Origin of the sequence: Microvirga sp. RSM25, assembly GCF_044784385.1 — a bacterium.
In the GTDB taxonomy this organism is placed as follows: domain Bacteria; phylum Pseudomonadota; class Alphaproteobacteria; order Rhizobiales; family Beijerinckiaceae; genus Microvirga; species Microvirga tunisiensis.
In genome coordinates, this window is record NZ_CP173039.1 from 2,436,246 (window position 1) to 2,456,093 (window position 19,848).

A 19,848-nucleotide genomic window follows, 5' to 3' on the forward strand; every position below is an offset into this window, starting at 1 on the left:
ATTGAACAATCCGCGGGGACCAAGCCCCAAACTGAAAGATTGTGAAGCATGTCACAGCGTTTGGCGCGGAGTTCGCCCATGATCGCACCACAGACGCCAATTGGCCTGACCTAGCTTGCACGGTTTCAGCTCGCCCGGATGGCTCGTAACAAGGACGCTCGCGATGAAGCAAGGAATGAGGAACAGCGCCGAAGTCCAACTCCGTAACGCTCTTCGCACGCTTAGGAAGCCCTTAATCGGCATCAGCGCCATCAGTTGCCTCGGGAACGTCCTGATGCTGACCGGCCCCATCTTCATGATGCTGGTCTACAACAAGGTGCTGTCGAGCAAGAGCCTCCCGACACTGGTGGCCCTCTCTCTGCTCGCTCTGCTGCTTTATGCCTTCTATGGTCTTTTGGAGGGGCTGCGTGGCAGGCTCATGGCCCGTGTGGGCATCACCTTCGACCACCGGCTGGCTCCAACCCTGTTCGAGGCAACGCTGAAGCTGCCGCTCCATTTCGGACCGCATGCCCGCAATCATGATCCGCTTCAGGACTTGGCGTCGATTCGCAATTATCTCATGGGTCCTGGCCCGGCCGCTCTCCTCGATCTCCCATGGATGCCGATCTATTTCACGATCCTGCTTCTGGTCAATCCGATCCTTTTTTTCGCTGCCGCTGCCGGCGCTTCGTTTCTCGTCATCCTCAGCTTGATCAACGAATACGTCACCAAAGGGACGATCAAGTCCGCAACTCAGGTGCATTCGGCAACCATGACCCTGCTGCTTGATGCAAGGCGCAACTCCGAGGCGGCCGCGGCCATGAGCATGGGAGACGACCTGTGCAAGCGTTGGGGCAGCAGCTACGTGAACTCGATCTCCCATGCACGCAGTCTCGCAGACCACGCCAGCGTCTTTGGCGCCATTTCCAAAACGGTTCGTCACGTCCTGCAATCGGCTATGCTCGCACTCGGCGCCTATCTCGTCATCGAGGCGCAGATGTCGCCGGGTGCCATGATCGCGAGCTCGGTTATCCTGGCCCGCGCGCTCACGCCCATCGATCAGGTCATCGGGAACTGGCGCAACACATCGGCCGCCTTGCAGGCCCTCCGGCGGCTGCGGCTCCTCACCTCCAAGCTTCCGAAGGCAGTTCAGCAGCAGCATGGCATGCCGCGTCCGCACCACGCGCTGTCAGTGCGGGACGTCGCAATCGTTCCTCCGGGTGGGGCAGTCGCGACCGTCGCCGGCGTATCGTTCGAAATCGAGGCAGGCGACGCCCTTGGGATCATCGGCCCGAGCGGCTGCGGCAAGTCCACCCTCGTCCGCGCCCTGGTCGGCGCCTGGCCCACGGCCCGTGGCGAGGTTCGCTTCGACAATGCCTTGATCGGCCAGTACTCGCCGGACGCTCTCGCCGATGCGATCGGCCACCTTCCCCAGAGCATCGAGCTGTTCGATGGCACGATCGCCGAGAACATCGCACGCTTTCGCAAGGATGCAACCACCGAACAGGTGATCGAAGCCGCGCGATTGGCGGGCGTGCACGACATGATCCTCGCCTTCCCGCTGGGATATGACACGCCTGTCGGAGAAGGCGGCGCCACATTATCCGGCGGTCAGCGCCAGCGCATCGGTCTCGCCCGCGCCTTGTTCGGAAATCCGTTCCTCATCGTGCTCGACGAGCCCAATTCCAACCTCGATCCGCTTGGGGAACAATCGCTTAACGACGCCATTCACCAGATGCGCCAGGCAGGGAAGATCGTCGTCATTGTGGCTCATCGGCCGAGCGCCATCTTTGCCGCCAACAAGATCCTGTCGGTCCGCGGCGGCCGCGCCGAGATGTTCGGCCCGAAGGAGCAGGTCCTTGCCGCCTTGTTCCCTCGCATCGGGCAGCCGCACAAGCCATCTCAAATGATGGGCCCACAGTCAGGCGGCGGAACAGCGGTCACACAGCCCGGGCCGGTCGCCGCAACGGGTGGGGTTATCTCCGAGCTGCACCCCACGCCGTCCACGCAATCCGAACCCGAGGTGCCGGGTGTGGGACCTTCGACCCGGACGGACAGTCCTGCCACGGCGACCGTCACCAGCCTGGATGCAACCCGGGCGCAACGATGAAATGGCCATGTGAGCTAGGAACTGTGACCTGGGCCACAGCATCGGGTCGCGCAGCGTGCCAACGTGTTTCAGGAATGAGCGTCGGGCTTTCATGACCTGCGCGAGAGCCTGAAGACGGATCCACCAGTCGCCCTGCAGGCGACGGCAGCCCACACAGCGGAGTGCGCCATGACCGAGTTCGAAGCTGACCTCGTCGCCAATTCCTCCTCCATGCGGCGGCTGATGCGCTGGTTCATCTTGAGTTCGTTCATCGTGTTCTTCGGGATCGGCGGCTGGGCGGTCGCGGCCAAAGTCGACAGTGCGGTCGTGACATCGGGTACTTTTGCGGTTCAATCCAGTGCCCAGGCCGTTCAGCATCTGGAGGGCGGTGTCATCGGAGCGATCCTCGTCAAGGGGGGCGAGCTTGTGCAGGAAGGGCAAGTCGTTGTCCGGCTCGATGCCGCAAAGGTTACAGCCGATGCGAGCATATTCGAACGCAAGCTGATCGATCTGACCGCCCAAAAGGCCCGCCTCGAGGCCGAGAACCTGGACCGTACGTCGATCACGCGACCTGAAATTTCAATTCCCTCCAAGCAGGCGGAAAGCGCATTGAGAGCAGCTTTCGCTGCCGAGGAAAACTTCATGAACGAGCGGCGCTTCACGCGGATGAGCCAGCTCTCTCAGCACCAGGAGCGCAAGCATCAGGTCGAGCGGCAGATTGACGGGTTCGGGGAGAGATACAAGGCGCTCAAGGAAGAACTCGTCCAGGTGACGGCCGAGCTTGCCGACCAGCGAATGCTCGACAGCAAGGGCCTGATCCGACGCCCTGTGCTGCGCCAGACAGAACGCGAGGTGAGCCGCCTGAAAGGCGAAATGGGCGACATCGAAGCCCGCATTGCGGGCGCCCGCTCGCAGCTCACGGAGATTCAGTTTAAAATTGCCGAGCTCACCCAGAATTCGCGCTCGGAGGTCCTGAGACAGCTTCAGACTGTCACGGCTAGTCTCGCCGAGACCGAAGAGCAACTCGCGGCCGCCCGGGACCGTCTTCAGCGGCTCGACATCCGTGCACCAAGGACGGGACTGGTCCACGAGCTCATGGTTCATACGGTCGGCGGCATTGTCGCCCCCGGTCAGAAGCTGATGTCGATCATCCCGAGCGCGGAACCGCTGATCGTGAATGCAAAAATCCGGCCCGACGAGGTGAATCAGGTGCATCTCGACCAGCCGGCGACCATCCATATCAGCTCGTTCAAACTCCCCGTGCCGCTGGAGCTCGAAGGATTGGTCACCAATGTCTCTCCGGATCAGGTTGTCAGCAATCAGTCCGGACAGGCCTATTTTACCGTCACGATCGCAATCGCTCCGGGAGAACGGCGCAAGCTGGAGGGGAAGGAACTGACACCGGGACTTCCCGCTGAAGTACTGATCCGGGGCGACTCTCGGCGCATCATCACCTATCTGACGCAGCCGCTCACCGACAAGCTTGCCATCACCTTCCGCGAGTAGTGACGGGACACTCTCATCTGACGCCCTGGCGGCCGCGCAGGATCATGCGCGAGCGGCCAGGGCCTACGGATCGTGACCTGGGCAGCTTCCCTGGCCGGACACGGGCAGAGTTTCCTACCCAGTTCGCACCCTCGTCATCGAGGACGGAAGCCATATAAGATCTCCCCGACCAGGACCTGGACGATGCCTACGCCAAGGGGCGACCATGAACAGGGCTGAGAGCAGCTTTTCACGCAGGAGACGTTCTGCGCGGAGGCAGGAGGTGAAATCCGTCAATCTGGCACTCCAGGGCGGTGGAGCACACGGAGCCTTTGCGTGGGGCGTGCTCGACCGCCTGCTGGAAGAGGACGCCATTGCCTTCGATGGAATCAGCGCCACGAGCGCAGGAGCGGTCAATGCCGTCGTCTGCGCTTACGGGTTGATCAAGGGAGGACGCGGGGGAGCCCGCCAGGCCCTGAGGGAGTTTTGGCAACAGATCTCGCGTGCCGCTCTCTTGAGTCCCATTCAACCCTCCTTCCTTGATCGCCTAACGGGAAATCGCAGTCTGGAGTCATCGCCGGTCTTTCTTCTGTTTCACATGCTGACGCAAGTGGTCTCGCCGTACGAACTCAATCCGTTCAACTATAATCCGCTTCTCGACGTGCTTGAACGAGTCGTCGATTTCGAGCTTTTGCGACGCAGTCCTCAGGTCAAACTGTTTCTCTCGGCCACGAATGTTCGCTCCGGTAAGATCCGGGTTTTCGAGAACCACGAGATGAGCGCCGAGGTCGTGCTTGCATCGACTTGCCTGCCGTTCATCTTTCAGGCCGTCAAAATCGACGAGGAGTATTATTGGGATGGAGGCTACATGGGAAACCCAGCTCTCTTCCCACTGATCTACCACTGCGAGGCCTCCGACATCGTCGTGATTCACATCAATCCCATCAGCAGGCCCACCGTTCCGACGACGGCTGCCGAGATCCTCAACCGGATCAACGAGATCAGCTTCAACTCGTCCTTGATGAGGGAGGTGCGTGCGGTCGAATTCCTGAACGGACTTGTCGACGAGGGACGCATCCTGACACCCGATATCAGGCAGGTGCGCCTGCATGCCGTCGAAGCCGACGAAGTCATGCAGCGCCTTGGAGCGGCCTCGAAACTGAACGCTGATTGGGATTTTCTCACAGATCTGTACACGATCGGCCGCAAGAAGGCAGATGCCTGGCTGCGGGACGATTTCTCGAAAGTCGGGATCAAGTCATCCATCGATATCCGGGACAAATATCTGTAGGCGTGAGAGAGAGTTTCACGACATGTCTTGGCCGTCGTCTGTCCTGACCGCCGTGACGATCCTCAGATTCACGTAACCGCGGACCGCTCTTCACGTGGCGCGCTGGCATACGCACCAGGCCATCGATCCAGCTCAAGCTGAAGTTTGTGACCACGGGCACAGAACAAACGTACGAAAAAAGTCAGTCTGATCCCATGAGCGGTTCAGGCCGAGGGGAATTCTCCCATTCGGTCTGACCGCCACCATCTCCCGCGGGAGGTCGAAATGGGAAGACGGATTTGGATCGTTCTGGCCTTGCTCTTGTCGGCGATGAGTTCCGTGAATGCCGGTCCACATCTCTTTCGAGATGACGAAGCTCCGCCCCTCCCAGGCTGGGTAGAGTTCTGCAATCGAAACCCGGAAGAATGCAGCGTCGATCTCCGGCAGCCGGAAACACTCCCGATGACGGCGGATCTTGCCGCCCTCCTCTCCTCCGTGAATCTCTCCGTGAACCGTGCGTTGATACCTGTGACCGATCATAGCCATTGGGGCGTCATCGATCTGTGGAGCTATCCGACCGACGGATTAGGCGACTGCGAGGACTACCAGCTCCTTAAGCGCAGAATGCTGATCGACGCAGGCCTGCCGCGCCGGGCGCTGCGGATGACGGTCGTCATCGACGAGAACGGCGAAGGCCATGCGGTTCTGACCGTACGCACGGATCGCGGGGATCTCATCCTGGACAACAAGTCGGATGAGGTGCTGGAGTGGTTCAGGACGAACTACAGATATATCAAGCGGGAAAGTGCCGAGACGACGGGTTGGGTTTATCTTACTCTCGATCCGGCCGGCACATCACTCACGTCCTCTTACGATAGATGACCGTTGGGCCTATTGCATCGGTTGTCCGCACGTCCGAGCCTGATCGGCGGCATGGTACATCACCACTCGCCCTCATGTTGCCAGACGGAATTCAAGGGCGCCTCATTCCGACTCCCGGTCGCGCTCGGCAGCTTCCTCCTGCAGGCGCCGTGTGTCAATGATCTTCACGCGGGCCCGCCCAAGCGCCACGACTCCGCTTTTTCGCCATTTCTGTAGCTGCCGATTGACCGTTTCCCGTCCGGCTCCGACAAGAATGCTGAGCTCTTCCTGCGTGATGTCGATCTCCTCCCCGAAATCCTCGGCAAGCTTCAACAGGCGTCGCGCCAGCCTGGATTTGAGGGACAGGAGCGATGCCTCTTCCAACCGTTCGCTCGAGAAGCGGAGGCGCTCGCAAAGCAACTCGATGATCCTGGTCGTGATCTCCGGCTGCCGCTTGAGAAGATCCTGAAAATCACTACGCCGGATCATGAATAATTCGACTTTGCCAGAGGCAACCGCATCGGCACTCCTGGGCTGCCCATCCAAAAGGGCGATCTCGCCGAAGATGTCGCCAGGCCCAAGGATATTGAGCGTGAACTGCCGGCCTGTATCGGTCGTCGTCGTGATGACGATCTGCCCCCGCCTTACCCCGTAGAGAGCATCCCCAGGGTCGCCCTTGAGAAACAACGTTTCTCCATCGAGCATCTTTCGGGATGTACATAAGGCCGCGATCTGTGCGATCGCGTCGGGACCGAGCGCGGAGAAAAAGGAACTCACGGAGAGAGCCGAGAAAAACGGCAAATCCCTTTGGATCTGTTCTCCACCGAGACGCACTGCTGTGCCTCCCCAGAATGGTCTCGCGAATGGAACTCGCAACCCAAGCCGAAAGCCAAGCAATTATATATGAATTAGGGATTCTCTCAACCTGACAGGACAGGGTTCTGTCTCAAAGGCCGACCACGGAGTGAAAGCTATGTGTAGGATCCGCGCTCCCGGCGGAGCCCAGGAATGGAGGCCTATTCCTGCGCCGTTCGACCGGCGAGCGGAGTGCCTGAGCAGACGCGGCATATGTTGAAGCGAATGCGAAATACCTCTGATCCGGCAGGCGAGTGCTTCGCGTGCCGGTCCCCGGCAAGGCCAAGCCTGCGGAGAAGCTGGACGGGTCGAATCCTACGCACGTCTGGCTCATCCACCATTTTGGCTACTGCTTAGCTCCGGTCAATTCCTGCAAGATCCAGCGCCGCGCGCGCCGCATGGCGGAGAGTTTCGAACGCTTCATTGCGGCCTCCTGCTGGCGAACTGGCGGGGATGGATGACAGTTGCGGGCTCTGCCTTCCGAACGGCAGGCCGGATCGGGACGGAGACGATCACCGGCTGATCGGTCGATCGGTCCAGGACGATGAGAACCATGATAACCTCCTGAATTCGCTCCTATGATCTCTGAAACCGGACCGTGGTTCTGTGACGATGGTCACAGAGGTGAGATTGGCTTACACGGCGAGCGAAACCTGCAGACGCGTGAGCCGGGTCACATCGAGCATCTCTTTGCCGGACAATACGACGGGTCTCGGCGCACGGCCGTTCACGGCAATGGCGTCGGCCACGAAGAGGAGAGCGAGGAGGCATAGGATGCGACGGGACATGATCGGGCTCCATGTGAGGCTGACCATGCCACCGGACTCTGCTGAGAACCGTGATCGTGAGCACAGAAGCCGGGAGCGACCCGTGCAAGAGTGGAGCTATCGAGATGGAGGCTCAAATGTTCTATCTGTACTTTCACTGCGCAGGTCCTGGCGAGATCCTGATTGATCGTAACGGAACAGAGGTTCTCGACCTGATAGAGGCTCGCGATTGGGCACTTACCTTGGCGCGAGCACTCGTCGAGAGAGCCTACGGCACGCACGACTTCTCGGATTGGCACGTCTATGTCAGTGACGAGGACGATGACGAAATCCTGCTGATCCCATTTTCCGCCGTCATGCCGACCATCCACTAAGGAGGGGCTCGCAGGATGCAGGGCGAGTTCAGCCCCTCTTAAGGCCGAGGTTCGTCATCCTGCCTCTCCGTAGCCTGCGACTGAAAATTCGCCCTTTGGGCGCTTCTGGTCATAGCCATTACAACAGTCGAAACCTTCCAAGCCCTCACGCCGTCCCGGATCGCTGCTGATACCGGAATTCAGGCAAGATCGACCATTCCCTATGTCGGCGCTGCACTCCCAGGCAACGATTTCATTGCGCGGAAATAAAGCGCTATCTTGCTGAAGGAACTCTCGCGCCAAGGACGTCACAGCTTCGGATATCGACGCCGGCGGGCGAGCCAGTCGGACTGTTCGGCCAAATGACGCCATCTGCGCGCCATTGAACGGAGTTCCACGCGCATGTCCGCCTTCTGGTACGGATCGTCCGCCAGACGATCCGCCCCGGCGGCCTTCTCCTGGTAGTGCTGATTGAGATTCATACTCTTTTCCCGCAGGACGCGCCTGGACCACAGCCCCCGATACGTTTGCGTCAATCACGTCCTGACGAAGCCTGTCGGCTTGTCGGGAACGGTAATGGTCACTTGCTGACCGGTCCGGGGATCGAGAATGTTGAGCGTCATGTCGGACTCCTTCAATGGAGTCCATCATGGCTCGGAGAGCTCCGTCGTTCCGTGACGACCGTCACATAAGTCCCGGTGTGATGTAGCGCACAGCCAATTGAAGGTGATTGGGTTAATTTAAGAGGGTTCCTCCCTGTCAACTCAGCGCCCAGATCTCGTTTCGGGCGCTTTTCTTTTGGCATTTTCCAGAGCGCTGCGCCTTCGATACGGAGTTCCTTGCCTTCTAGGTTTCAGGGATCGTCAGCATCTTCGGCGTCATCGGTCCGTTCACTTTTACCTCTGTGATGGGCCTCACATTGGCAGGCTGTCCTTCTGTGTATGGTTGGAGGGTGCAATGGCCCTTTCAAAGGAGATTGAATATGACAAAGACTTATCGGGCGCGGGTTGGTGCCGTGCTGTCCCTCATACTCTTGAGCGGATATGGCGCTACGAGTGCCTCAGCGTGCGACCCTCGGGTCACCACACGTCCCGGGGACCTATGGGACAGGCCAGCCCCCGTTGTGCGAGACCATCGTCGTCCTGTTGACGCCTATCCCGGGGGCGTGGTTGTGACCGACACCTCTCGTGGTCCAATCGTGCGGGACCATCGTCCACGTCCGGTCGTGCGGGATCACCGCTGGTAATACTTGGCGCGAGAACATTTTTCGGTGGAGTGGATCCAGTTCGTCATCAGAAATGCGACAAACCAAGGAGAGATGATTCCACGCGAGTGGAATCATCTCTTCGGCCAGAGCATCAATATTGAATTGCTCATGGCCTGATAAACCAATCAGTCAGGGTATTTGCTCCCATCACACCGGCGATAGTCATTGTCCGACAATGATGACCATGATGGTCCGGCCGCTCAGAGGCCTTGACCATCGGGCTCTCCGTTCAGAAGCGCAGGTTTCGACGAAGCAATGTCCGAAATCGGTCGATACGGCTTTGATGCCGGGGTTTGTCGTTGAAAGGATTGATCCGTATTGCGCCGCCCGATGGCGAGGCCGCACTTCCATCGGACCAGGGCATGGAATCCGAACGCGGATCCGCTCTTCGCTCCGAACGATGCGCCAGCGGGCGACCCAGCACTGCAGGATACGATGGAAGAAACCCCTGCTCCGTTAAGTCATGTCACCTCTGCGCCAGAACGATGCTCCGTCGGGCAAGTTCCTGCTCCTCGGCATCGAAATACCGCTGAAGCCAGACGTACGCCTCCCGGATCAACACTCTACGCTTCGAAGGATCTGTAACCTTGCGCGACAATGTCATCGTAATTGTGTAGCGGGTCCAGTAACGCCTGCACTTGTCCATGGCATCCACTCCTGGGTGTCGAGAATTCAGATTGAATCTTCATGCCCTAAGAGCCGCACCGGGATCTGTGCCCGGCGTCACAGTGCCAGATCGACAACGCGACAGGTCGGTCGCCGAACTCTGAGCCTTATCCCACTCGAGCGGAAGGTAGATCCCTGCTCCGAACTGTGACGGCGGCCACAGTCCTCCAGCGGGTTTCGGGATACAAAGATCTTATCCTGACATGGGAGCATATCATGAAGCACAATCGGAAGCCGTTCGTATCCATCCGGAAAGGCAATTCTAAATCGGTCTTCGACTCGATTTACCTTCGCGAAGCCGTATTCCGCAAGGCTGTCACGGCAGCGGATGTCAAAGCTGGACTTCTGCCGAGAAAGAACGGTTAAGAAACTGTTGTCGATCGTCAATAAGAGCGGGACCTGAACCATCAGGTCCTTCAGTCGAGATTTCTCACCATGGGGCGCTGAAATCACGTGAAGATCACGCGCGACTGTTCCCAAGATCGTATTCGCCAGGGATGTGCATCGCGACATATCGGCTCCGATCCACGATCGAATTGCCGTTGCGCAGCGATCTCGTGGGACATCTTACAATGCATCGCAGGTTGTTGAGACAGATCTGACAGGTCTGCATTCTCGCAGGAAGGATCAGGATCTCGTTCTGCAGGGCTTCCAGCCGGCATCGTCAATCATCGTCCAGCGATGCCCTGTTGAGCCGATCGGCTTGCCATCCCTTAGCTCACGCGCCGCCAATAGCCTTCGAATGGGATCGCGACGTCTCGACGGTCGTCCGTCGAGAACCGAGGATAATCGTTACTTTGCGTCCAGCCGCCATTACCGCCTGGAACGAAGTGCAGATACGCGAACACGATATGAGAGATGACCCACATGCCGACCTCCTGAATTACGTCGATGTTAACCGGAAGGAGCGGATCGCTCTGCGATGAAAGTCACACAACGTGCGGCGCCATTCCGAACGGCGCTTCCGACGATTCAGTATTCGGGCGACCTGACGTGAGAGCGTTTCCGACGACGAGCGGCACCATCGCGTGTCCGCCGGCGATTCTACCGGCAGGTCACGGATTCGCCAGCTGACGGTCGATCGCCCGTTCGATCCATTCGTCACGCGTTACTCCAGCCCGTCCCGCTGCTTCGTCGATTTGTCTGAGCAGATCCGGTGTCAAGGCCGTCTGAACGAGAACATCCACCTCATCGGGATTCGTCGGCACATAGGCCAGCCCCGTCACCAAACGCGCAAACCGACGAACCCGGTCGGCTTTCTGCTGGTCCGAGAGGGTGCCGTCGGCGGCGACAAGCGGACAATAAGCGCCAATCAGGTGGTCGACGATGAGTGCAGGCTTCATCCCGCTCCTGCGCAGATCGGTCATGAGTTCCCCCAGCCGATTACCCGCAGTGACGTCGTTGGCTCCCGAGTACAGATCGCTGAGCGAGAGAGCCGTTCCAGGCGCGCCTGCGGCGGTGGTCTCAGGGCAGGTAAAGGCGGCGGCACCGGCCGGTGCCATGACTGCGCCTCCGATTCCGGCGAGCAACACCAGAGCAACGAACAATCCGTGTCTGACAGCCATCATTCCCTCCATCGCATCTCAAAGGGCCAACATCTTAACGCTTCGCGAGAGGAAACGCTCAATCGTTAAAGCGAGCGATGGAGCTGGGCGGCGGGACAGCGTGACCTATCTGGTGGATTATCCCACCTGCCGAAGCATTGCGCCTTCAGGGGGTACATTTTCGTCGGGCATCCCAGAGTTCTCTCGCCCGCAACCGGCATGTCTCATACTGGCCTGCATTTCCTCTTGCCAGTGACAGAAGTGCAGTCGCGGCGGTGGCAGTAACAATATCCGTGACGCGCTCGTCGCGTACCTTGCCCGCCCAAACGGCGCGCCAGTATTCCAGACCTGTCATTCCGGTCAGAGGATAGGCTTTGGGCTCCGGCCGTGCGGGGACGAAGAGATCCTCTGCTCTGCCGTCGACAAGGCGCAGGAGTGTGCTTGAGCGGAAGGGTGTTGCCTCGGCAGCGTCACGGCTTGCGCCGAGAATGGTCATGTTCCTGAATCCGAGAAGTGCTCCAGCATCGCGATGCAGTTCACGATAGGCTGGGCGCACGACGCCCATCATGCTCGTGGTTGCACCCAGCGGGTTGAGAAGGGGCATCAGGGAATTGATCGATGAGCGCGTCTCGAGCACGCTGTAGAGCGACAGCAGACTATGAATTTGCGAGGACAGAGCCGCTACCGGGATATAGGCGATCCCGTGCTCTTCGATGGCATCGGCGGCAGCGGCACGGCTTGCACAGATCGGTATGCCGATGGCCCGCGCCGCGGACACGAGCGTGCCTTTAATGTTATCGGCTCCATCGTTGCCATGAAGAAGAATGCGGTAGCCGGACTGCGCGAGCAGCAATGCAGCCTGAAGGAACCAGGGCATTCTTCTGGATTTCGGAGAGATGTAAGCCGGCCAGTCCAGGTCGACGGAGGATGACCTTAGATCTGTCGCTCCAATATGGGTGCGGGCCGCCTGCGCAAAACCAGCGAGTTCGGCGGCAGTCTCTCCCCTGAAATGCATTACGGAGAGCAGAGCACCCACCTGCACCGGATCCGCTCTTCCTTCGAGAATGGTGGAGAATGCATCTTCCGCTTCGCTCGTTATCAGAGGGCGGCTGTGCCCGATCCCGGCTCCGATCGTCGCGATATGTTTTGCAAGCCGCTTTCGTGCATCGTTCGCTTTCCCGATGACGGCGAGCTTGCGCGCAAAGGACTCCGGAAGCGGCTCGCCCTCAAGCAGGATGCTCGGCCTCGTCGTTAAGGGCGCCGCTTCGATGACGGGACTTCCCGACCATGCTGCCGGATCGATGATCAAGCCATCCGATGATCTCACATGCGGCTGAAAAAGCGCCTCGGCCTCGGCCGCCAGAGCGCGAATGCGCTGGCGCATGGATTCGGCAAACGGCGTTGGAATGAGCCGTCTGGAAGAGCGAATGAAGATCGGGTCGTCGTAGACTTCGCGGATCTGACCGAGGAGCCTGCTCATGGCAGGCGTACCCATACCCATCCGTTCGGCGGCTCGGCTGACGCTCCCCTCAATGAGCAAGGCGTCGAGCGCCAAGAGGAGACGGAGCCGACCCAGCTTCAGGAAAGGTTCTTCGGGTGCAGGAGCCACAATTGTTCTGTCTTCAGATCCCATTCAAAAACCGCCGGACAATCGCATGACGATTTCACAAGGCAGAGTGGCTATTCCTCATTACGGTAGATCTTTCAAGCCGCACAGGACAACTTTAGAGCTATTATAACTTGCGTTTTTCTGAACTCAGAATGAGTCTCAAACATAGGCGTTGACCATGCGCTCCCGCCGAACCTAGTAGCTGCCTCATCGTTCAGTGATGTGAGGGGCTTGGAGATAGATGGAAGGGATTGATGCCTCGGTTCGGCAGGATTCCGGGACAGGACTTGCAGCCCACACACCTCGCGCCCTCCGTGTCGAGAAGCCGAAATCCGCCGCGCGACATGGGCAGGATGCGAGAAGCCGGACGGGCCGAATGCTTACCACGCTCTTCGCCTGCACCAGCCTGTCGACCGCTCTCCTCCTCGGCCCGAGTGCCGCCATTGCGCAGGCTGTCGACACCAACGCGGCTGCGGGTAACGATGATGTGATCAACCTCGATCAGGTGGTCGTGACGGCGGCGGGCTTCGAGCAGACCGTGAGGGATGCGCCGGCGAGCATTTCCGTCATCACCCGCGAAGAGCTCGAAAAGGGTTCGTTCCGTGACCTGACGGACGCCCTGCGGGAAGTGCAAGGCGTCACGGTGACCGGCGTCGCCAACGAGAAGGACATCTTCATCCGTGGTCTTCCCGGCACCTACACCCTGATCCTCGTCGACGGGAAGCGGCAAAGCACGCGCGATGCCCGCACCAACGGCAATTCGGGCTTCGAGCAGAGCTTCATCCCCCCGGTCTCGGCCATCGACCGTATCGAGGTCGTGCGCGGCCCGATGTCCTCCCTGTACGGCTCCGATGCCATGGGCGGCGTCATCAACATCATCACCCGGAAGGTGTCCGACAAATGGACGACCTCGTTAACGGCTGACGGCACGCTCCAGCAGCACCAATATTTTGGCAATTCGGCGCAAGGGTCGTTCTATACGAGCGGCCCGCTCATCCACCGCATGCTGGGCCTTCAGCTCTGGGGACGCGGCTTCGGTCGCAGTGAGGACGATTTCCTGAGCGGCATCACGGGGGCACGGGAGGGCAACATTGGCGGGCGGCTGACCTTCACGCCCAACGAGAACCATGACCTTATGGTCGAAAGCGGCTTCACGCGCATTCGCCGGAACGCCTCCAAATGGGGAACGCTCGAAACCTCCGCCAACGACACGTACAACGACAACGATCGTAAGTACTGGTCGCTGACTCATGAAGGGCGGTGGGGCCCTACGACCTCGAATTTCTCCATTCTGCAGGAATGGGCGGAACGCCGGAGCTACACGGAGAATCCGCGCACGTTCGCCTTCGACAAGAACCCACGCTCGCCTGAGATCCGGAACACCATCGTCGACGGCAAGTTCACGACTCCCTTCGACCTTCTCGGCGACCACACCCTGGTGACCGGCGGCCAATGGTCCAACGCCTCGCTGAACGACCAGAACCCGGGTCGGCGCACCGGCATCGATGAGACGTTCACGATCAACCAATGGGCGCTCTTCGCAGAGGACGAATGGCGTCTGACCGACACCTTCTCGCTCACGAACGGCTTGCGCATGGATTATCACGAGATCTACGGCGCCCATTACAGCCCCCGCAGCTACGCGGTCTGGCATGCCACCGAGAACCTGACCCTGAAAGGCGGTGTCTCGACCGGCTTCCGGGCTCCAGAAAGCCGCCAGATCGCGCCGGGTTACGCCTACACCACAGGCGGCGGCGGCTGCACCTACGGTCCCAACGGAACCTGCGGCGTGATCCTGGCCGATCCCAATCTCCAGGCGGAGACGAGCACGAGCTACGAGGTCGCGGCTCTCTGGGACAATCTCGACGGGTTCACCGCGAGCGCGACCTATTTCTACACCGACTTCAAGGACAAGATCAGCAACTCGCTGGTGCTGGACGATGCCGGCAATCCGGTGCGCTGGTCGGAAGATCCGAACTATCGCCTGTGGTACAGCTACAATATCGACGATGCGATCATCCAGGGCGTCGAACTGGCCGCCAGCTGGCGGGCGACGGACGAAATCTCGATCCGCGGCAGCTACACTTTCACGGATTCCGAGCAGCAGACCGGCGACTTCGCCGGCTTCCCCCTCGCCCGCACGCCAAGGCACATGGCCAATGCGCGCCTGGATTGGGTCACGCCCGTGGCGGGCCTCTCGACATGGACGGCGGTGAACTATCACGGTTCCGAAATCGTGGGTGGCGCACGCATCGGAACCAACGGCACGCCGGTCATCATCAACGGCGCCTCCGGCCGGACATACGATGCCTACGCCACGATGGACGCGGGCCTCACCTATAACTTCACCGAGCAGCTCGCCCTGAACGCCGCCATCTACAACCTCTTCGACAAGGAGATCGAGCCCACCGATTACGACACGGTGGTTGAAGGACGCCGTCTCTGGGTCGGCATGTCAGCGACCTTCTAACCCCCTGGAGAAGCCCCTCCCCGACCGCTTCGGCCACGCGACAGCCGCGAACAGGAACAGGCATGATACAGGACAGCAAGCCGGACATCCACGAGAGGCCCCGCCAGCGGCCTCCACTGAGGAGCTGGGCTTTTCGGGTCGTCGACGGCTTCGACGTGGAACCGAACATGCGCCGCGTCGTCCTGACGGCGGAGGATATCGGCGAGTTCGCCTACAAGCCGGGCCAGGCCATCGTCCTGATGATCCCCTTGGCCGACGGCGAGGCGGGACGGCGTGACTATACGATCCGCGGCATGGACCGCCTGGCGGGTACGATCAGCGTCGATTTCGTTCTCCACGGCGATACGCCGGCACCCGCCTGGGCGCGGCAGGCGAAGCCCGGCGATACGATCGAGGCGCGCGGACCGCGTGGAGGCACCGTACTGCGCCCGGATGCGGATTGGCATCTCCTGACGGGCGACGAGACCTGCATTCCGGCCCTCGCCCATATCCTCGGGATGATGCCGGCCGGGGCGAAGGCGTTCGTCTTCATCGAGGTCGAGGATCGGAATGGCGAGCTCGATCTGAAGACCGAAGCGGATGCGGTCATTCGCTGGGTGCATCGCAATGGCGCACCGGCCGGACCGAGCGAGTTGATGAACGGCATGCTACAGGATCTCGCCCTGCCACCGGGCAACGGCCACGCTTACATCATCGGCGAAACCAGCAATGTTCGCCGCCAGCGCCATACCCTTTTGGCCCGCGGGTTCGCCCGCGATCAGATCTCATCGGAAGGCTATTGGCGTCCGGGGCGGATCGGCGGACACGACCACGTGGACGACTGAGCTCCCGAAGGCCGAAGGAAGATCGATAACCGGAGAATTGGAGTGATGATGACTTTCTCTGCCCGCTGCCCCCGTCCCCTGGCAGCCCTTGTCGCCGGGGCTCTTGCTCTTGCCCCTCTGACGATCGGCGCCCATGCGCAGGACCTGACAATCCAGCATGCCAAGGGTGCGACGACCGTTCCCGCAAAGCCCAAGAAGGTTGTCGCCTTCGACATGGCCTCGCTCGACACGCTGAATGCCTTGGGCGTGGAGGTCTCCGGCGTCCCGACCGCACGGTTCCCGGAATATCTGGCGAAGTACGGCTCGGACAAATACGAGAAGGTCGGCACTCTGTTCGAGCCGGATTACGAGGCCGTCAACGGGGCCGATCCGGACCTGATCATCGTGGGTGGCCGCTCCAGTGCGAAATATGCCGATCTGGCGAAGATTGCCCCCACCATCGATCTGACAGTCGATCCGAAGGATTTCCTGGGCAGCGTGAAGCGCAACGTCCAGCTCCTAGGCAAAATCTTCGACAAGCAGGCGGAAGCCGAGGCCCAGTTGGCGAAGCTCGAGAAGTCCATGGCCGACCTGCGGCAGGATGCGGCCAAGGCCGGCAAGGGCCTGCTGGTGCTGACGACGGGTGGCAAGATGAGCGCCTATGGACCGGGCTCGCGCTTCGGCGTGCTGCACGGCGAGTTCGGGATCGTACCCGCGGTCGAGGGGCTGGCCACCACCAACCACGGTCAGGCCGTGACGGCGGAATTTATCCTCAAGACCAATCCGGACTGGCTGTTCGTGATCGACCGTGACGTGGTCACCGGCCAGGGCAACGGCGCGGCCAAGAAGGTGCTGGAGAACGAGCTTGTGGCCCAGACCACGGCCTGGACGAAGGGCCAGGTCGTGTATCTCGATCCGGTCAACTGGTATCTCGTCGGCGGCGGGCCCACGGCTCTGCAAGCGAGCGTCGACCAGATTGCCAAGGCCGTGACGAAGAAGTAAGCCGCTTTTCCGGATACGGACCGACTGCGGGTCGCTCCCTGAGCGATCCGCTTTTGCATGTGGAACCCCGGGCCGGGCCAAGGCCCGCCTGAAGCCCCCGAGCGAACGTGAGACTCCTCCTTCCTGCCCTGGCAGCCGTGATGATCCTGGCTCTGATCAGCCTGCTGATCGGCGCGAGCGATCTGTCCTTCGCCGCCCTCTTCTCTCCTCAGGAGGGAGAGCGCGCCGTCCAGATCCTCGTGGTTTCCCGCATTCCCAGAACCGTTGCCCTCATCTTGGCCGGCACGGCCATGGCGGTGGCCGGACTGATTATGCAGATGCTGACCCAGAACCGGTTCGTCGAGCCATCCACGGCGGGCACGGTCGAGTCGGCGAGTCTCGGACTTCTCGTCGTTACGCTCTTCGCCCCTGACTTCCCGGTGATCGGGAAGATGCTGGTGGCCGCAGCCTTTGCGCTCGCCGGAACGGCCCTGTTCCTGCGGATCCTCCGCCTCGTGCCTCTGCGCTCTGTCCTGACCGTGCCGCTGGTCGGCATCATGCTCGGCGGCATCATCAGCGCGATCACCACGTTCTTCGCCTACCGGTACGACCTCACGCAGTCTCTGAATGCCTGGACGACCGGGGACTTTTCCGGTGTTCTGCGCGGCCGCTACGAACTGTTGTGGGTGACTCTTGTCCTGACCCTTCTGGCCTATGCGGCCGCCGACCGGCTCACCCTGGCCGGGATGGGACGGGACTTCGCCACTAATCTCGGCCTGCATTACCGCAGCATCGTGTCCTTCGGCCTGATCATCGTGTCCATGGTCACGGCGACCATCGTCGTCACGGTCGGCATGATGCCGTTTCTCGGCCTGATCGTTCCGAACGTCGTCAGCATGATGATCGGCGACAACACGCGCCGCGCCCTGCCCTGGGTCGCCGTGATGGGCGCGGGCCTCGTGCTGGCCTGCGACGTGGTCGGCCGCGTCGTGTATTACCCCTACGAGCTTCCCATCGGCACCATCATGGGAATCGTCGGCAGTGCCCTCTTCCTGGTTCTTCTGCTCAAAGGGCGCGAGCGCCTTGCGTAAGAAAGACCTGCGACCGATCCGCGTGCTCCTGATCCTCGCTGCCGTCGCGGCGGCGGTGGTCGTGCTGTTCATGACGCTGAATGCCAAAGGACGGTGGGATTTCATCCTCCCGTTCCGCGGCATGAAGGTCCTGTCCATGGTCCTAGTCGCCCATGCCATCGCGGTTTCGACCGTGCTGTTCCAGACGGTGAGCCACAACCGGATTCTGACGCCCTCGATCATGGGCTTCGACGCCCTCTACGTCCTGATCCAGACCGGCCTTATCTTCACCCTGGGATCGGCCGGCTTGGCGGCCCTCGATCCGCGCCTGCTGTTCGGGATCGAGGTCGCCGCGATGATGGCGTTGTCCAGCGTACTCTACCGCTGGCTGTTCTCCGGCAGCAGCCGCAGCCTTCATCTCCTCCTTCTCGTCGGCATCGTCTTCGGCGTGCTGTTTCGCAGCCTGTCCGGCTTCATGCAGCGGATCATCGATCCCAACGAGTTCGTCGTGCTGCAGGACCGGCTGTTCGCGAACTTTAACAGCGTCGATGGCAACCTGCTGGCTGTTTCCTCTGCAGCCGTTGCCGCCGTATCCGTCATCGGCTGGCGGCTCATGCACACTTACGACGTGCTGGCTCTGGGTCGCGAGACCGCCGTCAACTTAGGCGTCGACCACAACCGGGTGACGAGTGTCGTGCTCATGCTGGTGGCGGTCCTCGTCTCCGTGTCCACGGCTCTCGTCGGACCCGTCACCTTCTTCGGGCTTCTCGTCGCCAATCTGGCGTATCAAATTGCCGGAACCCACAAGCACCGCTTCATCCTGCCTGTCGCGAGCCTGCTCGCGATCATCTGCATCGTCGGCGGACAGCTCGCTCTCGAGCAGATCTTCGCCTTCGACACGGCGCTCAGCATCGTTATCGAATTCGTGGGCGGAATCGTCTTCCTTGCCCTCCTGATCAGAGGAACGGCCCGTTGATCGAGATCTCCAAAGTCAGCAAGGCCTATGGCGACGCCATCGTCGTGCGCGACGTGTCGCTGCGGCTTCCCCGGCGCGGCGTCACCTCCATCATCGGCCCCAACGGCGCCGGCAAATCGACGCTTCTGTCGATGATCAGCCGCCTTCTGCCCATGAGTGCCGGCACGGTGACGGTCGACGGACTCGACGTCACGCGGACGCCGTCCGACATTCTTGCCAGACGGCTGTCCATTCTCCGGCAGGACAACCGGGTATCGTCCCGTCTGACGGTCCGGGATCTGGTCGAGTTCGGTCGCTATCCGTATTCCAAGGGCCGCCTCACGACGGAAGACCGCGCCCACGCCGCCAGGGCAATCGGGTACCTGGATCTTGAGCCTTTGGCCGACCGCTTTCTCGACGAGTTGTCGGGCGGCCAGCGGCAGCGGGCCTACGTCGCCATGGTGCTCTGCCAGGACACCGACTATGTCCTCTTCGACGAGCCCTTGAACAACCTCGACATGAAGCACGCGGTCGGCATGATGAGGCTGTTGCGCCGGGCTGCCGACGATTTGGGCAAGACGATCGTGCTCGTGCTGCACGACATCAACTTTGCGTCCTGCTACTCGGATTATCTGGTCGCCATGCGCGACGGTGCCGTCGTCCATCATGGCACCCCGGCCGAGATCATGACCGGGCCTGTCATTCGCGCCGTCTACGACATGGACGTCGAGATCCAGGACGTCCGCGGCCACAGAATTTCGAACTATTATCTCTGAGCCCCCGGAACCGTCACCAGCACTTGTGCCTGCAGCGCCTCGGTTTCG

Annotated in this window: 18 protein-coding genes; 11 read left to right on the forward strand and 7 right to left on the reverse strand. The window is 60.8% G+C overall.

Features of this window, described 5'->3' with window-relative positions:
- Nucleotides 1-175 precede the first annotated feature (175 nt).
- The 4 genes from ACD578_RS11510 (at nt 176) to ACD578_RS11525 (ending at nt 5,705) form a co-directional block, all read left to right on the forward strand.
- Complete coding sequence (locus ACD578_RS11510; protein WP_404293806.1) at nt 176-2,089, forward strand: type I secretion system permease/ATPase; 1,914 nt, start codon at nt 176-178, stop codon at nt 2,087-2,089.
- A 168-nt stretch (nt 2,090-2,257) separates the two neighbouring features.
- Nucleotides 2,258-3,574 carry an HlyD family type I secretion periplasmic adaptor subunit gene (locus tag ACD578_RS11515; RefSeq protein WP_404293164.1) on the forward strand — a complete coding sequence of 439 codons (1,317 nt, stop codon included), beginning with the start codon at nt 2,258-2,260 and terminating at the stop codon, nt 3,572-3,574.
- Between the two features lie 262 nt (nt 3,575-3,836).
- Entirely contained in the window at nt 3,837-4,844 is a 1,008-nt protein-coding gene (locus ACD578_RS11520) for a patatin-like phospholipase family protein (RefSeq protein ID WP_404293166.1), read from the forward strand.
- A 309-nt stretch (nt 4,845-5,153) separates the two neighbouring features.
- Nucleotides 5,154-5,705, forward strand: a complete 552-nt coding sequence (locus ACD578_RS11525) for a transglutaminase-like cysteine peptidase (RefSeq protein WP_404293809.1) — start codon at nt 5,154-5,156, stop codon at nt 5,703-5,705.
- Nucleotides 5,706-5,807: 102 nt separating this feature from the next.
- On the opposite strand, the gene ACD578_RS11530 is transcribed toward ACD578_RS11525, so the two are convergent.
- From ACD578_RS11530 to ACD578_RS11540, 3 genes are all read right to left on the reverse strand, one after another.
- Nucleotides 5,808-6,518, reverse strand: a complete 711-nt coding sequence (locus ACD578_RS11530; RefSeq protein WP_404293168.1) for a Crp/Fnr family transcriptional regulator — start codon at nt 6,516-6,518, stop codon at nt 5,808-5,810.
- Nucleotides 6,519-6,959: 441 nt separating this feature from the next.
- The gene (locus ACD578_RS11535; protein WP_404293170.1) at nt 6,960-7,094 is read right to left on the reverse strand and encodes a hypothetical protein; all 135 of its coding nucleotides are present in this window, start codon (nt 7,092-7,094) and stop codon (nt 6,960-6,962) included.
- Between the two features lie 80 nt (nt 7,095-7,174).
- Entirely contained in the window at nt 7,175-7,327 is a 153-nt protein-coding gene (locus ACD578_RS11540; protein ID WP_153885282.1) for a hypothetical protein, read from the reverse strand.
- Nucleotides 7,328-7,443: 116 nt separating this feature from the next.
- Between ACD578_RS11540 and ACD578_RS11545 the strand changes: the two genes are divergently transcribed.
- Nucleotides 7,444-7,680: a DUF6894 family protein gene (locus tag ACD578_RS11545; protein ID WP_404293171.1), complete on the forward strand. Its 237-nt coding sequence runs from the start codon at nt 7,444-7,446 to the stop codon at nt 7,678-7,680.
- 287 nt (nt 7,681-7,967) lie between these two features.
- On the opposite strand, the gene ACD578_RS11550 is transcribed toward ACD578_RS11545, so the two are convergent.
- The 4 genes from ACD578_RS11550 to ACD578_RS11565 all read right to left on the reverse strand — a co-directional run bounded on the left by ACD578_RS11550 (nt 7,968) and on the right by ACD578_RS11565 (nt 12,769).
- Nucleotides 7,968-8,141 carry a hypothetical protein gene (locus ACD578_RS11550; RefSeq protein WP_404293173.1) on the reverse strand — a complete coding sequence of 58 codons (174 nt, stop codon included), beginning with the start codon at nt 8,139-8,141 and terminating at the stop codon, nt 7,968-7,970.
- A 2,164-nt stretch (nt 8,142-10,305) separates the two neighbouring features.
- Nucleotides 10,306-10,461 carry a hypothetical protein gene (locus tag ACD578_RS11555; RefSeq protein ID WP_153885280.1) on the reverse strand — a complete coding sequence of 52 codons (156 nt, stop codon included), beginning with the start codon at nt 10,459-10,461 and terminating at the stop codon, nt 10,306-10,308.
- 186 nt (nt 10,462-10,647) lie between these two features.
- Nucleotides 10,648-11,160 (reverse strand): CopG family transcriptional regulator, encoded by a 513-nt coding sequence (locus ACD578_RS11560; RefSeq protein WP_404293175.1) that lies wholly within the window; start codon nt 11,158-11,160, stop codon nt 10,648-10,650.
- Between the two features lie 142 nt (nt 11,161-11,302).
- On the reverse strand, nt 11,303-12,769 hold the full coding sequence (locus ACD578_RS11565) for a glycosyl transferase family protein (protein WP_404293177.1): 1,467 nt from the start codon (nt 12,767-12,769) through the stop codon (nt 11,303-11,305).
- A gap of 352 nt (nt 12,770-13,121) precedes the next feature.
- On the opposite strand from ACD578_RS11565, the gene ACD578_RS11570 reads away from it, so the two are divergent.
- The 6 genes from ACD578_RS11570 (at nt 13,122) to ACD578_RS11595 (ending at nt 19,800) form a co-directional block, all read left to right on the forward strand.
- The gene (locus ACD578_RS11570) at nt 13,122-15,215 is read left to right on the forward strand and encodes a TonB-dependent receptor domain-containing protein (RefSeq protein ID WP_404293179.1); all 2,094 of its coding nucleotides are present in this window, start codon (nt 13,122-13,124) and stop codon (nt 15,213-15,215) included.
- Nucleotides 15,216-15,277: 62 nt separating this feature from the next.
- On the forward strand, nt 15,278-16,039 hold the full coding sequence (locus ACD578_RS11575) for a siderophore-interacting protein (RefSeq protein WP_404293181.1): 762 nt from the start codon (nt 15,278-15,280) through the stop codon (nt 16,037-16,039).
- Between the two features lie 45 nt (nt 16,040-16,084).
- Nucleotides 16,085-17,020, forward strand: a complete 936-nt coding sequence (locus ACD578_RS11580) for a siderophore ABC transporter substrate-binding protein (protein ID WP_404293183.1) — start codon at nt 16,085-16,087, stop codon at nt 17,018-17,020.
- A 140-nt stretch (nt 17,021-17,160) separates the two neighbouring features.
- Nucleotides 17,161-18,090, forward strand: a complete 930-nt coding sequence (locus ACD578_RS11585; RefSeq protein WP_404293812.1) for an ABC transporter permease — start codon at nt 17,161-17,163, stop codon at nt 18,088-18,090.
- On the forward strand, nt 18,083-19,045 hold the full coding sequence (locus tag ACD578_RS11590; protein WP_404293185.1) for an iron chelate uptake ABC transporter family permease subunit: 963 nt from the start codon (nt 18,083-18,085) through the stop codon (nt 19,043-19,045). The genes ACD578_RS11585 and ACD578_RS11590 overlap by 8 nt, the downstream gene beginning before the upstream one ends.
- Nucleotides 19,042-19,800 (forward strand): ABC transporter ATP-binding protein, encoded by a 759-nt coding sequence (locus ACD578_RS11595; RefSeq protein ID WP_404293187.1) that lies wholly within the window; start codon nt 19,042-19,044, stop codon nt 19,798-19,800. The genes ACD578_RS11590 and ACD578_RS11595 overlap by 4 nt, the downstream gene beginning before the upstream one ends.
- The last annotated feature ends 48 nt before the right edge of the window (nt 19,801-19,848 follow it).

Excerpts from the sequence above, each read along its gene's own strand:
- ACD578_RS11510 (WP_404293806.1), top strand. The coding sequence starts at position 176 with ATGAGGAACAGCGCCGAAGTCCAACTCCGTAACGCTCTTCGCACGCTT.
- ACD578_RS11515 (WP_404293164.1), top strand. The coding sequence starts at position 2,258 with ATGACCGAGTTCGAAGCTGACCTCGTCGCCAATTCCTCCTCCATGCGG.
- ACD578_RS11525 (WP_404293809.1), top strand. The coding sequence starts at position 5,154 with ATGAGTTCCGTGAATGCCGGTCCACATCTCTTTCGAGATGACGAAGCT.
- ACD578_RS11535 (WP_404293170.1), bottom strand. The coding sequence starts at position 7,094 with ATGGTTCTCATCGTCCTGGACCGATCGACCGATCAGCCGGTGATCGTC.
- ACD578_RS11540 (WP_153885282.1), bottom strand. The coding sequence starts at position 7,327 with ATGTCCCGTCGCATCCTATGCCTCCTCGCTCTCCTCTTCGTGGCCGAC.
- ACD578_RS11545 (WP_404293171.1), top strand. The coding sequence starts at position 7,444 with ATGTTCTATCTGTACTTTCACTGCGCAGGTCCTGGCGAGATCCTGATT.
- ACD578_RS11550 (WP_404293173.1), bottom strand. The coding sequence starts at position 8,141 with ATGAATCTCAATCAGCACTACCAGGAGAAGGCCGCCGGGGCGGATCGT.
- ACD578_RS11555 (WP_153885280.1), bottom strand. The coding sequence starts at position 10,461 with ATGTGGGTCATCTCTCATATCGTGTTCGCGTATCTGCACTTCGTTCCA.
- ACD578_RS11560 (WP_404293175.1), bottom strand. The coding sequence starts at position 11,160 with ATGATGGCTGTCAGACACGGATTGTTCGTTGCTCTGGTGTTGCTCGCC.
- ACD578_RS11565 (WP_404293177.1), bottom strand. The coding sequence starts at position 12,769 with ATGGGATCTGAAGACAGAACAATTGTGGCTCCTGCACCCGAAGAACCT.
- ACD578_RS11570 (WP_404293179.1), top strand. The coding sequence starts at position 13,122 with ATGCTTACCACGCTCTTCGCCTGCACCAGCCTGTCGACCGCTCTCCTC.
- ACD578_RS11575 (WP_404293181.1), top strand. The coding sequence starts at position 15,278 with ATGATACAGGACAGCAAGCCGGACATCCACGAGAGGCCCCGCCAGCGG.
- ACD578_RS11580 (WP_404293183.1), top strand. The coding sequence starts at position 16,085 with ATGATGACTTTCTCTGCCCGCTGCCCCCGTCCCCTGGCAGCCCTTGTC.
- ACD578_RS11585 (WP_404293812.1), top strand. The coding sequence starts at position 17,161 with ATGATCCTGGCTCTGATCAGCCTGCTGATCGGCGCGAGCGATCTGTCC.